15 protein-coding genes are annotated in these 13,931 nt (G+C 44.4%); 4 read left to right on the top strand and 11 right to left on the bottom strand.

Annotated elements, in window-relative coordinates; genetic code table 11:
* Positions 1–10 precede the first annotated feature (10 nt).
* The 3 genes from SYN7509_RS0200520 to SYN7509_RS0200510 are packed head-to-tail and all read left to right on the top strand — an operon-like array spanning position 11 to position 2,946.
* On the top strand, positions 11–1,033 hold the full coding sequence (locus SYN7509_RS0200520) for a glucokinase (protein WP_009632433.1): 1,023 nt from the start codon (positions 11–13) through the stop codon (positions 1,031–1,033).
* A gap of 21 nt (positions 1,034–1,054) precedes the next feature.
* Positions 1,055–2,452 carry a sugar porter family MFS transporter gene (locus tag SYN7509_RS0200515; RefSeq protein ID WP_009632434.1) on the top strand — a complete coding sequence of 466 codons (1,398 nt, stop codon included), beginning with the start codon at positions 1,055–1,057 and terminating at the stop codon, positions 2,450–2,452.
* 23 nt (positions 2,453–2,475) lie between these two features.
* On the top strand, positions 2,476–2,946 hold the full coding sequence (locus tag SYN7509_RS0200510; protein ID WP_009632435.1) for a universal stress protein: 471 nt from the start codon (positions 2,476–2,478) through the stop codon (positions 2,944–2,946).
* Positions 2,947–3,292: 346 nt separating this feature from the next.
* Here the strand turns inward: SYN7509_RS0200510 and hemJ are convergent, their stop codons facing one another.
* Positions 3,293–3,862, bottom strand: a complete 570-nt coding sequence (gene hemJ / locus SYN7509_RS0200500; RefSeq protein ID WP_009632437.1) for a protoporphyrinogen oxidase HemJ — start codon at positions 3,860–3,862, stop codon at positions 3,293–3,295.
* Positions 3,863–3,967: 105 nt separating this feature from the next.
* Positions 3,968–5,398: a carotenoid oxygenase family protein gene (locus SYN7509_RS0200495; RefSeq protein ID WP_009632438.1), complete on the bottom strand. Its 1,431-nt coding sequence runs from the start codon at positions 5,396–5,398 to the stop codon at positions 3,968–3,970.
* A 145-nt stretch (positions 5,399–5,543) separates the two neighbouring features.
* Here SYN7509_RS0200495 and SYN7509_RS0200490 point away from each other — a divergent pair, with 145 nt between their 5' ends.
* Positions 5,544–6,764: a phosphate/phosphite/phosphonate ABC transporter substrate-binding protein gene (locus tag SYN7509_RS0200490; protein ID WP_009632439.1), complete on the top strand. Its 1,221-nt coding sequence runs from the start codon at positions 5,544–5,546 to the stop codon at positions 6,762–6,764.
* An 87-nt stretch (positions 6,765–6,851) separates the two neighbouring features.
* On the opposite strand, the gene SYN7509_RS29510 is transcribed toward SYN7509_RS0200490, so the two are convergent.
* From SYN7509_RS29510 to SYN7509_RS0200450, 9 genes are all read right to left on the bottom strand, one after another.
* A complete protein-coding gene (locus SYN7509_RS29510; protein ID WP_009632440.1) occupies positions 6,852–8,594 on the bottom strand; it encodes an amidase family protein in 1,743 nt (580 codons plus the stop codon).
* Positions 8,587–8,763 carry a hypothetical protein gene (locus SYN7509_RS30010; protein ID WP_009632441.1) on the bottom strand — a complete coding sequence of 59 codons (177 nt, stop codon included), beginning with the start codon at positions 8,761–8,763 and terminating at the stop codon, positions 8,587–8,589. Before SYN7509_RS30010 ends, SYN7509_RS29510 begins: the two co-directional genes overlap by 8 nt.
* A complete protein-coding gene (locus SYN7509_RS0200480; protein WP_009632442.1) occupies positions 8,764–8,994 on the bottom strand; it encodes a hypothetical protein in 231 nt (76 codons plus the stop codon).
* 20 nt (positions 8,995–9,014) lie between these two features.
* The gene (locus SYN7509_RS0200475; protein ID WP_009632443.1) at positions 9,015–9,494 is read right to left on the bottom strand and encodes a hypothetical protein; all 480 of its coding nucleotides are present in this window, start codon (positions 9,492–9,494) and stop codon (positions 9,015–9,017) included.
* Position 9,495: 1 nt separating this feature from the next.
* Positions 9,496–9,714 carry a hypothetical protein gene (locus tag SYN7509_RS0200470; protein WP_009632444.1) on the bottom strand — a complete coding sequence of 73 codons (219 nt, stop codon included), beginning with the start codon at positions 9,712–9,714 and terminating at the stop codon, positions 9,496–9,498.
* A gap of 8 nt (positions 9,715–9,722) precedes the next feature.
* Positions 9,723–10,316: a hypothetical protein gene (locus SYN7509_RS0200465; protein ID WP_009632445.1), complete on the bottom strand. Its 594-nt coding sequence runs from the start codon at positions 10,314–10,316 to the stop codon at positions 9,723–9,725.
* Between the two features lie 96 nt (positions 10,317–10,412).
* Complete coding sequence (locus SYN7509_RS0200460) at positions 10,413–11,246, bottom strand: hypothetical protein (protein WP_009632446.1); 834 nt, start codon at positions 11,244–11,246, stop codon at positions 10,413–10,415.
* Positions 11,239–13,596 carry a hypothetical protein gene (locus tag SYN7509_RS0200455; RefSeq protein WP_009632447.1) on the bottom strand — a complete coding sequence of 786 codons (2,358 nt, stop codon included), beginning with the start codon at positions 13,594–13,596 and terminating at the stop codon, positions 11,239–11,241. The genes SYN7509_RS0200460 and SYN7509_RS0200455 overlap by 8 nt, the downstream gene beginning before the upstream one ends.
* The gene (locus SYN7509_RS0200450; RefSeq protein WP_009632448.1) at positions 13,596–13,904 is read right to left on the bottom strand and encodes a hypothetical protein; all 309 of its coding nucleotides are present in this window, start codon (positions 13,902–13,904) and stop codon (positions 13,596–13,598) included. The genes SYN7509_RS0200455 and SYN7509_RS0200450 overlap by 1 nt, the downstream gene beginning before the upstream one ends.
* Positions 13,905–13,931: the final 27 nt, after the last annotated feature.

The raw sequence follows: 13,931 nt of genomic DNA, 5'->3' as shown, positions 1-13,931 counted from the left end.
CAAACAAAAAATGACCTTATTACTTGCTGGAGATATTGGCGCTACTAAAACAATTTTGCGCTTAGTAGAATCGGACGATTTACCTCAGCAAACCACCTTACACGAGCAAACCTACCGTAGCCAAGAATTTGCAGACTTAGTACCAATGGTACATCAATTTCTGGAAGCCGCCGGAAATAACAAAACTCCTGAAAAAGCTTGCTTTGGCATAGCTGGGCCCGTTGTCAACAATACTTCTAAGCTGACTAATTTAAGTTGGATATTAGAAGCAAGCCGCTTAGAGCAAGAGTTACAAGTCTCCAGGGTAGCTTTAATTAACGACTTTGTGGCGGTAGGTTATGGGGTTACAGGTTTATCGGATGCTGACTTGCATACGTTGCAACCAGGTGTCCCCGATGCTAATGCACCTATTGCGGTAATTGGTGCGGGTACAGGTTTGGGACAAGGGTTTGCGATTCCCCAAGCTAATAACTATCGCGTATTTGGCACTGAAGGCGGACACGCCAGCTTTGCACCCCAATCTCCCATCGAGTTTGAATTGTTGCAATACCTATTAGAAAAGTACAACATCAACCGAGTTTCGGTAGAGCGAGTTGTTTCAGGGATGGGGATTGTAGCAATTTATCAGTTTTTGCGATCGCGCAAAATTCACCAAGAATCGCCTCTTTTAGCGGACGTTTACAACACCTGGGAGCGAGAAATTGGTAAAGAGAACAAAACCGTCGATTTGGCGGCGGAAATCTCTAAGGCTGCTAAACAAGATATCCTCGCCCAAAAAACAATGGAAATATTTGTAGCCGCCTATGGCGCGGAAGCTGGAGACTTGGCGCTAAAACTTCTCCCTTACGGAGGTTTATATATAGCAGGCGGGATTGCAGCCAAAAACTTACCCCTGATGCAACAAGGCTTTTTGCCAGCCTTCTTACGCAAAGGACGAATGAACTCTTTACTAGAGCAAATTCCCGTGCGCGTAGTTTTAAACCCCCAAGTTGGTCTACTAGGTAGCGCTCTTTGTGCTGCCCAATTAACTTAAAAACTCACCAAATCTAACACTATGACTGTTACTACTCGGCGTAAATCAAACACTTTCTACGTTGTCTTAATTGCTGGTGCTGCCGCTCTCGGTGGCTTCTTATTCGGTTTCGATACTGCGGTAATTAACGGCGCTGTGGCGGCTTTAGCCAAAGCCTTTAATGCCAATAGTTTGATTACTGGTCTTGCAGTATCTTTAGCTTTGTTAGGTTCGGCAATTGGCGCTTTTTACGCCGGAAAAATTGCCGATCGCTACGGGCGTGTTAAAGCAATGGTAGTAGCTTCGATATTTTTTACCATCAGCGCCATTGGTTCTGGGCTACCGTTTACGATCTGGGATTTTATCTTTTGGCGGGTCTTGGGAGGGCTGGCAGTGGGTGCGGCGAGTGTAATTGCTCCTGCCTACATTGCGGAATGTTCTCCCGCTCACTTGCGCGGAAGATTAGGTTCTTTGCAACAACTGGCGATCGTTGTGGGCATTTTTATTGCTTTACTCTGCAACTACTTTATCGCTGTATCGGCGGGTTCGGCAGAAGCACCGTTTTTGTTTGGAATCGCCGCTTGGCGATGGATGTTTTGGACAGAAATTCCCCCCGCTATTCTCTATGGAATGGCTGCATTAATGATTCCTGAATCTCCCCGTTATTTAGTTGCTCAAAATCGAGAGAAAGAAGCGGCTACAGTTCTAACCAAAATTCTCGGCGGTAACGTATTAGAAAAAATCAACGAAATTAGGCAAACCGTGAGCCAAGAGCGCGAACCTAGATTTTCCGATCTTTTAACCAGAAGTGGCGGACTTTTACCGATTGTGTGGCTAGGAATCGGCTTATCTGTATTCCAGCAATTTGTCGGTATTAACGTAATTTTCTACTACAGCAGCGTTTTATGGCGAGCGGTGGGTTTTTCCGAGCAAGATTCCCTCTGGATTACGGTAATTACAGGAGCGGTAAACATTATTACTACTTTAATTGCGATCGCTTTTGTCGATAAATTCGGTCGCAAACCCCTACTACTGCTCGGTTCTCTAGGCATGACTTTAACGTTAGGAACTTTGACAACTATTTTTGCTAACGCCGCCCTTGATGCTTCTGGCAACCCCAACTTGACGGGTTCGGCGGGAACTACCGCCCTAATAGCTGCCAACCTTTATGTATTTTGCTTTGGTTTCTCTTGGGGGCCTGTAGTCTGGGTAATGTTGGGGGAAATGTTCAATAATAAACTTAGAGCCGCAGCACTAGCGATCGCTGCTTCCGTGCAATGGGTAGCTAATTTTGCCATCTCTACTTCTTTTCCGCCTTTACTGCAATACTTTGGGCTAGGTTCTGCCTATGGTTTGTATACAATTTCCGCCGCTATTTCGTTCTTTTTTGTCCTCTTTTTGCTCAAGGAAACTAAAGGTATTGAGTTAGAGGATATGTAAATAGTTTTTTAGTGCAGGTAAATATGTTTAACAAAATTTTAGTTGCAATAGATACGTCTGAAAGTAGCGATCGCGTATTCGATCGCGCTATAGTCATAGCCAAAGCCACAGGAGCGCACCTAATGCTCCTCCACGTACTTTCTAGCGAAGAACAAGGTAGTCCCTATTTGCCCATTATATTTTCTGGTATGGGCTATGCTGGCGGTGACAAAATTATTGAAAACTACCGCGAAGAATGGGCGGTTTTTGCCCAGCAATGTCTAAAAATGCTCAAGTCTCGTCAAGAGCAAGCAATGCTTGCTGGCGTAAAAGCCGAATTTACACAAACGCCTGGTAGTCCTGGTAAAACTATTTGCGACTTTGCCCAAAAGTGGGAAGCTGATACCATCGTTATCGGGCATCGCGGTCACTCTGGCGTAGCCAAGCTAATTTTAGGCAGCGTAAGTAATTATGTCCTGCATCATGCTGGTTGCTCTTTGCTAATTGTGCAGTAACATTGCAGAGCAAGGCTTGCATTTTAGAATTTATCAGTTTTTTAATCATGCAAAATCTCGCTACTTTAGAGCGAGATTTTGCTAGTTGGAGAGGTTTATCCAGAAAAGCCAACAGTAAAAACCGCAATAGCCCCAAGTAAAGCCAAAATTGTTAATACAAGTCCAGCATTAGGGCTGCCTTTCCAGGAATAATCTTTGTCGTCCATGATTAAAATAGTTTTTGACAATAACTGTAATTGTTACATCCTTTAATAACTATTTTTATCCTCAACTAGGTAGATAAATAGGTTGCGTCGAGTGCGATCGCACTCGAACCACTAGCTAAAGGAAGTTAGCTAGTATTAAATTACTCTTGGGGTATTTCTGCCAATACTCTTTCTTTATCTAGGCGGCGCTTTCTGGCATAAAGTTGAATAGTTGCAGCCATAACAATAATCATCGCAAAAATTACCCAAGCCGTAAGATCGGTAGGTAAATTGTCTTTAAAAATCGCCAACATGACGATCGCTACTAGCAATATAGTAGGCGCTTCGTTAAATGCCCGCAATTGCTGACCATTCCAAGTGCATTCATTTTTTTCTAGTTGCTTCATCAGCCGTTTGCAATAGTGATGATAGCCAAGCAAAAGCACCACAAACGCCAGCTTGATATGCAGCCAGCCTTGTTTGAGAACGTCGGGTTCGGTCGTTACAAGTCCAATCGCCATCGCAATTGTCACTAACATTCCTGGGGTAGTAATAATGCTATATAGGCGTTTCTCCATTAACTGATATTGATTTTTGAGAATTGTTTGCGCGGGTTCGGGTTCGGCGTTAGCTTCAACGTGATAGATAAAAAGACGTACCAAGTAAAATAATCCAGCAAACCAAACCACAAAACCGACAATATGAAATGCTTTAAACCAGTAGTAAGCCATAAAAAGTTTTAATTTTAGAGATATTACGCGCGTCAAGACGCAAATATATTTTTACTAAATACAGCGCCAAGACGCGACATTATTGGGTGAAATCCTCATCAAACTTTACCCCGGTTGCCATGTACCGTGAAAACTTGGGGGAATTACACTAGGTAAGCTCAGTTTACAAATAGGTTCTCGATCCAAACCTTCGCTATCTAATACCCAAACTTCACTTGTGTCTGTATTCCCATCGTAAACAACGGTAATTATCCAGCCAGTATCGGGGTTTTCAGGATTAGGGGCAAATATTGGCTCGGTAGGGTAGCGATTTTCTCCCATGTCCGCAATAGTGAGAGTGTCGGTTGTATTATTGAAGCGGGCGATCGCCCCAAATATTTCTTGACTTGGATCTATTCCTTGGCGATGTACAGATAAATAAGTGGAACTAGCACTTTGTCCTACTTGCTGCGGCGGTACTACAGGGAACTCGCAATGCTTATCTAAAACTTGTTCGTTTGCTGCTACTCCTGTATGGGGATTTAGATGTATTTCCCACAACGTACTTTTAGCAACGCGATGAGTTTCCCCGGTTGCTACTTCTTTGAGATACTGATTGGTCACAAAATCTTCGTAGCGTACCATCCCAGCCACGATCGCACCGCTAGAGTCCACATAGCCGTTGCTAAAGTGCCATTGATACCAAGCTTCAGTTTCGCCGCGATTAACCAATTCTAAGCTGTCCCGGTCAAAAACTAGCCATTGCGTGCCTAATTTTGGTTGCCATTGCAACGCCTCGCTGTAGCTGCTTAATCCGAGTAACAGGGGTAAAGGGTTTACCCGCACTGGTGAGACAAAAAATACTAAATATTGCCCTGCTAAAACAAAATCATGGATTAAAGGCACACCATCTAACTCTAGAGCAGACTTCTTAATAATTTTGCCCGTGCGATCGCTCTTATAAATATTTAGGGTGGCATTTTTACCGGGACTCACACCAAAATTAAATATCTCTCCAGTTTTTGCATCTCTTTTAGGATGAGCCGAATAAGCTAACTTATCTCCAAGTCCATCTAAACTATCGATGCCAATAGTAGCCAAAGTTTGTAAATCCAAGGCGTGAGGTTTCCCACCTTCCCACAATGCCAAAAGCTTGTCGGGTAATGCCAAAACTGAAGTATTAGCAGCATTTTTGATAGGTTTTAACCATTGATTCCAGATTGCACCAGGCGCAGTCATACCATAGTTGCCGTATAGCAACTTACCCGCCGCCGCTTCTTCCTCATATCCGCTAGTTTGCACGTACCGATAAGTCCCGGTTACGCCTTCATCGCTAAAATTCACCCCTAGAATTGCTCCATCGCCATCAAACCAATGCCCCACCCGAATACCACCACGTTCTAGCCTTGCTGGCCCGTTGCGGTACAACGTACCTTTTAAGCTGGGAGGAATGCTACCGGAAATAATTGGCAGTTTTGATTGAGCAAATTCTGTAGCGGGTTTGGCGATCGCTTTTGACCACGCCTTTTTGGTTGACAAGTTTGTGACTGCGTGCATTACTAATTTATAAATTGCCTAAAATACTACTTTAGTGCGATCGCCATGAAGACGGCAAAGTTGATTTGAGTTTATACAATAAATAAGTAAACGCAATTAAGACTTAGAAAACTACCGCTTAAACAATATTTCGCCCTTCTGCAAAATGCAACTACTTTCTAAAAACAAAAATAAAGGGATAGTTTTGTCGGCAATTGTCAGCGCGATCGCCTTAGCTGTTGGTGCAGGTATTTTTAAGACTTGGCAACTAAATAAACCTTGTGCTAGTAAAAGTGAAAAAAGAATTTGGGGTACTTGTTACAAAAACCTAGCAGTTGAGCCATTAGTAATTGGTATAGCAAGTCCGCCCAAGGAGGAAGATTATAGCACTCTAGCAACTTATTTACAAAAACAACTTAATATCAAGTTAGAAATTGATAGAGATACGCCTTACGGGCAAAATTCTCAGCGTATTGCTAGTAAAGAGTGGGATATTGCCTTTACGCGATCGCCAATATTTTCGATTGTAGCAGAAGACAACAATTACTTTGGTATAGCTACAATGTATCCCGATAGACCTCTTTATTATCGAGCCGCTTTATATGTCCGCGCCGATAGTGAAATTGAATCTATTGCTGATATCAATTCCACTACTACTATTGCTTTAGGAAGTCCCGAATCTGCCCCAACCTTTCATTTACCGATTTATACTTTGTATGGAAAATCTTTAAAAATAGGTACAGGTTATAGTCCAACAGAAACTAAAAAATTAGTTAAATTAGGTAACGTTGATATTGGATCTAGTAGGTACGATGTCATTAAAAATGACTCCCAACTAAGAATAATTCATCTTAGTAAAGCGATTCCTGGTGCGGGAGTTTATTTATCTCCTAAATTATCTAAGGAAGATAGAAATAAGCTTAATAATATCCTGTTGAATGCCCCCGCAGAAATTCGCACTAGAGCCAATTACGGAGACACAAAAATTCCTGACTATAGTGAATTAAAAAAAATTGTATTTAGGACAGAATCAATAATAAGTTGTCCTGAATTTAAGTTAAGTTCTCTAAATTTAAAAAAAACTGTAGATGTGTTTTGCAAAAGACAAAATCAGCCACAAAATACTATTCAAGGACAAGTTACAGAATACACTGTCTCAACTTCAAAAAGTATAGAGTTTAAAGTAGTAACGCCAGCCAATAAAGTTTTTAGAGTCATAGTATCGAGACAAACTCTCAATCAAATTCCCATTAACCCTATAGATGCTGTAGATGAATTTATACAAATAAAAAATGTAGCACCCAAAAGATTAGAAGACGGAAGTTGGCAAGTAACAGTTACTGAACCAAATCAATTAGCTTTAGTTGGTGATTTTAGTTTAGATTAGAAGGCGATCGCCATACAGAAAGATTTTCTAGCATGGGTGAAAATATGATGATTTCCAGCCACGTATTAAAAAAATAAAGTTAGAGATTTAGTAGATGCGATCGCTCTTAACTTTTTGTTGCTTCTTAAATTTAATTGCTAAAGCCGTCAAACCAAATAAAGCAAAACCTACTGTTGAAGTTGGTTCGGGAACGGGTTCGTACTCAAATATCTCGCCCGCCAAAGACGGCGTACTATCTGGAGGAATGCGAAACATTGTTTCTTGTTCAAAAGAGTAAGCTAATCCCAACAATGTTTCTTCGCTGTAAGGTTTGCCTGTAAAAGAAAGCGTCACAGGTAATCCTCCCTCACTTAAGCCTGCGGGAACTGTAATATCAGCAAAACCAAGCAAACTTGCAAATTCAACTTGACGGATTGGTGGCGCACCCGGAGGACTAACAAAAGTCGGATCGGTTGTGCCAATTAGCGGACGAGCAAAAGTACCAATAGTTGGAAATACCAACGCATCTAAATCGTTACTCTCCAAAATCTGCAAAACTGTCTTTCTTAGTTCGGGAATTACATTTTTAGCAACATTGATGTAATCGGGATTATCTAAACCGCCAAAAGTAGAAGTAGCCTCTAGTGTACCTATTATTATTGATGGAGTTTCAGAGTTAGCAACTTCAGGAGATTCTAGTATAGCGATAATATCCTCTACAGTTTTGGGATATTGCGAATCTTCTAGAGTAGCCAAATACTCTTCTAAATAAGGTTTTTGTTCCGCACGAGCAATAGTTCTAGAAGCATCGCTCATAGTTGTCAGAAAACTGTTATCAAAGTTGACATCAACAGTAGTTGCACCTAAATCTCTGATCGTATCTAGTGCTTCGCCCATCAACAAATCAACTTCAGGATCGACACCATTTTCAACCCCAAAATAATTACCAACCACACCAAGACGAGCGCCTTTTAAATCATCCAAATCTAGCGAGTCTGTATAATCTGTATAAGATTTGTCTTCTACCACTGGAGCAGGAACTAGAGTTTTTACACCTGGATTGTTAGGATCGTTTTGAGCCATAACGTTAAGCGTAATTGCTGCGTCAGTGACGGTACGCGCCATTGGCCCGGCATTGTCTCTAGATAAAGCATAGGGAATAATCCCATCTAAGCTAACTAATCCGCGAGTTGGTCTAACTCCCACAAGTCCTTGAAAAGAATCCCCAGGAAATAATTTTGTTAGTTCATCACCGGGGATGATGGTACTCGTGAAGATGAAAGATGGATCTTTTTTGTAGCGAACGTCTGACTTGACTAAATTCATAAATTCCCGATGCCCGCCGCGGCTTCTCCCAACAAGACAACCCGCCGAAGCAGTAGCGATGTTGTTAAGCGGCAAATCGTAGCCCCAATGCTGGTTGATGCCAAATAATCCTGTATCAATGCGATCGCCAGTCCGAATAAAATCCTTATTAAAGTCGCGGTGTACCGTTACATTAGCCACTTGAACTAAAGCTTCATGGCGATCGCGCGTCCCGTGCATACCCACGCGCCAAGCTGTATATTGACCGAACTTAATTCGCGCCGCCCCTGCTTTATTCATAGGGGAATAGGTGTAGTGGCTGCCGGGTTCTGTTGTGGCTTCCCAGTTACCAATTATTTGAGGAATGCCGTTAAGAGTCTGTAAAACCAAACGCCTGTCATTAAAGCAATTGGGCGCGTCGCTGTTAACAGTGCCATTAGCGTTTAGTCCTTCGATGTAAATGATGTTGGCGTGCTGCGCTCCATTAAAAAGTAGGTACTTTTTGGAGTGCATATACTCAACAATTCTTTTAGCTAAATTATTCATGAGGATTAACGATAGGGTGGACGCTGTAGCCAATTAAGCCGCTTAGGGTAATCTTGGCTAAATCCATAAAGGCGATCGCGTTATCTTGATTGTCTAGAGACAAAAACAAGCCACCGCAGACCAAAATGACGCAGCAGAAAATTAAGCCAAATTCAGTTAGACGATTCATTTAATCCAACTCCTTAAAGCAATTAATTGATTTTTCAACTTGCCCTAACCTATAGGAGACAAGATCCAAGGAAGCCATCAAGCGCGACTTTAGTAGCTCAATTTCCCCCTCAAGCCGAGCGCTTTTTAAACCCACGTTGTGAGCTTCCTTAGCGATCGCTTGAACCGAACCAAAACCAAAAGTAAGGGCAGCTAGTAATAAGCCACCTGCTGCAATATCAATACCAAGCATGACTAATAAGTCCTAAATATTTAAGGGGAAGCAAGCAATTCTTCGATGCGGTCAGTGGCATCTAGCACTAGGTCAATTTTTTCTTCTGTCGTATCGGAAACCGGCCCCCGGTACTCCCAGACAGTTAGCTGCACATCTTTAAGCCAGTGTGCCGGCTCAAAAACTAACTGGTAATTACTCGTTAAGTGCTGGAACTGGACTAAAGCGCTTTTGTTTAGTCTTGCCGTCCGACTGCTGGCATTGACGACGGGCAAGGCCGATGCGCCGCCACCCGATCCAATTTGGAATCGCTGGCTAAGAATGCCAGCAAAGCTCCAAGTAGGTTTAGCCGAATCGCTCAAACAGCGCACGGCTAAAATATGAGACTCGAATAAAACCCCAAGTTCAAAGGCTGGAATCGGGATAAAACTGCTGTCTACCACAACAGAAGTGGTGCGAACTTCGTCGTAAACCTTCACCCAATTGCCTTGAACTTGTAAGTTAAGGACGGGCTGGCTCATCTTAAACCCCCAGCCGTTGCAAGTCTTCTGCTAATCCCGCTCGATACTCGTCAACATCAGCGCCGTAGTATTCAATCGCTTCTAGCGTGTCAGCAAAGGACAATTCACCGTCACAAAAATCTATTATCGCGCCATTAGCTGCCGTGACTTCCTCTATTAATGATTCCTCAAAGGACATTGAAGACGGCAGCCATAAAAGCATTGATTCAGTGAAGCTCATAAAAATCCTTACTTGCGGTATTTCTCAGGGGAGAAAGTAATTAATCCGTTTGCACCTACGCCAGCAAGCTCTTCAACGGCAGTTTCGATTTCTACTTGGCGGGATTCTAAATCGTCCGTTCCTTTTTTGCCAAAAGGCATACTAAACCCTTCATCAGCCGCAGCGTAGTAGCTCTTGTAAGACCGCCCAGTAATTCGGCTAATCCGGTCAGAAGAACTCGCCGCCCTACCAACACGCCAGTAGACTCGCGCGGGAGTGAAATTTTTAAGCTTTAGCCCGATATCTGTTCCAACGGTGGGAACAGTTAGCCCGCAAGCCGTTTTAATCGCATTGCCACCCGCCGTATCGCTGCGCTTTGAGAGGGTAACTGTAGCAAATACATTTGCCGGCAGTGTAGCTGCAAAAGGTTTTAAATGTATCTCAAGGGTTTCTCGTCCGTTAGGTCGCTCGGAAACTGCGGGTAAATTATGACTAGCCGCGCTGGGGTTGATTTTCCAAGCCCAGAATTTTTTTAAGCCTTCGTCTAAGGAAGTAGCAGGATCGCCGCCACCGGCTAGGATTGCTAAAGCTTGCTTTTCTAAGTCGCCAAATCGCTTACCCATAATTAAAAATTTTCGTACTTTGTAATCGAGGTTGATTTGTCAAATCTGGCATAGGAAAAATCGCTTTAGAAGGCGCGGAAACCTAGGTTTCCCCCTTTAGAACTGAACCAACGCATCGGGAATAAAGCTCGACCTGCTATAGAGGTAAATTGGCTTGTTGTACCCGTGTACCGTCGCGTAAGCATATTTAAACCGCACGTTAACTAAGGGTCTTCGGCGGGGTTTAGATTTACGCTTGCCAAGGATTACTTGCGTTCCTGGGTTGTAGGGGTATGCGTCGGCTTCGTCGTCGGTTTCCGATACCTTTAATAAGCTCGTGTCTAAGGTGTCGCCGTTCATGGTTAATATTTCCCGGATTAACTCTTTGCCCTCCGCTAAGTCACGAGAACGAAGTAAAAAGTTATAACCTTTAGCGCGGTCGAGGTAATAAATTAACTTGCGACCTTTTTTAAAAATCTTGCCGCTTCCAGTACCAAAATTAGCTTTAATTTTAGTAGCAATACTTCTTAATTCTGCCTCGGTAATTGTTGAAGAAGTCTCGCTAATTAATCTAAAACTTACTTCCATATCTGCGGGCTTATAACCTGCTTCCGCATCTTCGGCATCCTCCACAAAAAACAGCGTAATTTTAGGTCTGTAGGTAACACTTGTATCAACGTCGTCAAGCAAGCTTCCAGCGACAATTGGGAACTGGTCGCGGGTGTAAGTAGTACCATGCAAAAACAACTGCATCCGCCCAATTGTTAATAGCAGCGAGTCATCTTCTTTGTGCAAACAAGCTTTTAATAATGCTTGTCTTGGGGTGGTCAAATCTAAGTCAGATTCTAGTTTATTAACATCGCGAAAATACTCTTTAACGAGCTTATTCCAGACTCTTTTATTAACGTCTTGAAACTGCTCAGTGGGGGTAAAATTATCGGGTTCAGGCATCTATTTGTTCTCCTTCGCCTCTAAATACGTTTTCAATTCCCGATGGGGCGGCGCTGGCAGTTTTAGCAACAACTGCCGCGTCAGCAACAGGTTTGTTTTCTACTCTTGGCTTGGGAGTCAAATCTTTAATATTGGTTTCAAACTTTTGCTTTTGTTCCTGCAAATCGGCGTATTCTTGCTGAATCGACTGGACTTCCCCCAGAACTCCACTAAAACTACTTGCCGCGTCGTCTAGGTCGTCTACCCCTTCTCTAAAGCGGTCGAGCTTGCGAGTAAAGGAGTTTTGCACGGTGACGCGTTCTGGTAGCCAATTAAAGGCGTTCTCTCCCACAATGCGAAAGCGTTTTAAGGCGTTGCCGATTTTGCCGGTATTTTCTGCCGTCCATTCGAGGATCTCTCTTGTGGAGTCGAATATCGAACGCATGGTGTACATGAGATTAGTAGCGCTGGCAATAATCGACGAGGCTTTATTCCAACTAGCTTTTGTTCCCGCCCAGACTTCCGCGCCGAGGAGAGATGCCATAAAACTATTAGCTTGCTTGCCTAGAATCTCGTTAACATCAATACCCGCACCTTCAGAATCTTTAATTCCAATAGTGGTTAGTGCCTGGCTCGTAAGGTCGCCTAGGGTACTGCCCAAATTGCGCGAAAGCATCGCGGCATTATGCAGCAACAGTATTGTGTTCATGGCGTTTAGGACTTTATCGAGCTTGGCAGCTTCCGCAGTACGAGCCAAAAAGCCACCGATACCATTAAGACCGCTCATCACAGGGCCAAGCTTAGTATTAATCAGGTTTACCCCGGCAAGAATGGGAACCATGAAAAATGTTTGCAGCGCTTGCAAAACTGCCAGGATTTGAGCAAGTAGCGTGTTGTTATTGGCGCTGTTGGCTGCCGCCGCCGCCGCATTATTCGCGATTGGCGCATTGCAGCCACCAGGGGCGAAAGATTGGCAAGATCCGGCGTTAGCAGCTTCTCGCAATCTTTCGGGCTGAACTAAAGCTGTAATCCCCGCCGCCATAACCGCAATGGGTCCAAGATATCTATTAATGTTTTCCCTAATGTCATCTATCGGCGTTTGGGTAGGCGCTGGAGTATTTGGCGCTGGAGTCACCGGGATTGGGAGTGGTTCGGGGTTGCCTGTATTGGGATTGGGGGTAAAAGGGCTGGGGCTTAGGGGGTTGGGTTGTAAGGGATTAGCCGTAAAAGGCGCGGGAGTGGGGAGAGGATTAGGAGTTAATGGGTTGCCAACTAGAGGCAAGTTAGGCGTGTAGATCCTGGGATTTACAATCGTTGGATTTTGGATCTGCGGTACGCCAGGGGCGGGGGTAGGGGCAGGATTGGGAGAACCCACACCCACACCAGGGGTAGGACTTGGATCGAAGGTGGGGAAAAAATCTGGAGCGCTAGGGGTAGGATCTGGATCTCTATTAGGTTGCGGCGTATCTCCAGGCCTGGGCCTGGGAACGGGAATAGGTACGGGGGATTTCTTCGGCTCTTCTTCCTGGTCGGGGTTGGGATTATTAGGCGCTGGAGAAGGAGCGATTAGCGGGGGCGCACCAGGTACGGGAACAGGGGCGAAGTTTGGCGGCGCGGGGACACCGGGAGCGATAAAGTTTCCCGGTGGGGAATCTATACCGGGAGACGTGGCGGGGGGATTGCCAAAGTTATCGGCTCCCGCTCCTAACGGTATGAGTCCTTTAAGTCGATAGGCATCTTTAGCTTCCCCATTACCGGGATCTAGCCTTCTTGTTGCTAATTGACCTAAATTATTTCTAGCTTCAACAGTATGGGTGTATCGAGGTCGGCCGTTGGAGTCATCGCCGACAAACACTTGAACGATTATTACAGAAGTAACTTTGCCTCTAATTGCTCCCCCACTTATTTCGGTTCCAGAGGGAGTGAAATAGGACAAATTAGTAACGGCAAAAAGTATCTCGTAATCTCTATTTGGATCTTGTCCGCCAGTAAAAGGAAACACGGGCGGTTCTAAAGTTTGGCTGGGTTCTCCCGGTTGGGGAACGTTCCCCTGATCGGGGCTAAGGGGTTGGTCAAAGAATAAAACTTGAGGAATTGCCAGAGCAAAAGCGAAACCGAGCGCTGGCAGGCTTAAACCTCCCGCCGCCGCTCCCGCCGCTGCCGGAATGTTGCTTGCTGGGGGCAAACCTCCAGCGCCTCCACCAGGTACGGCGGGCAAAGGGCTTACAGGTAGCCTAGGCTGCATCCTGGGATGAATTGGCCTAGCAACAGTTGCCGGACCTGGTTTAATCACGAGACTAGCAGGTTTGGGGGGCGTGACTTTTGGGACTACGGCTGGCGACGGGACAAAAGCCAAAAGTAAACCGCTCATTAGTTTGCTTTGTAAGCAGTAGGCAGCGCGACGTTAGATATTTCTGTGGCGTTCTGCCAAAACTTGACGGTGGAATTGGAGGCATAGTCAGCACTAATCGGCACGGATATTCGCAAGATTGTGCGGTGGGTAGCGTCATCGGCGCGAATTAATACGGCTTGCGCTACTCTTTGGGGTTCGGTTTCGGGAGATTCGAGGATCTTTAACGTAGGGTTGCAGCGTTCTAGGGCAAGTCCCACCCATACAGCTAGTTTTTCTAAGGTATTAATGTTTGTGGGAATGTCGGTAGCAATAGTTATAGCCGTCATAGTTTTAAAAATTATTTGTAGATTTGC

Origin of the sequence: Synechocystis sp. PCC 7509, assembly GCF_000332075.2 — a bacterium.
Taxonomy (GTDB): domain Bacteria; phylum Cyanobacteriota; class Cyanobacteriia; order Cyanobacteriales; family Chroococcidiopsidaceae; genus Aliterella.
This window is presented reverse-complemented; position numbering and strand designations above follow the sequence as displayed.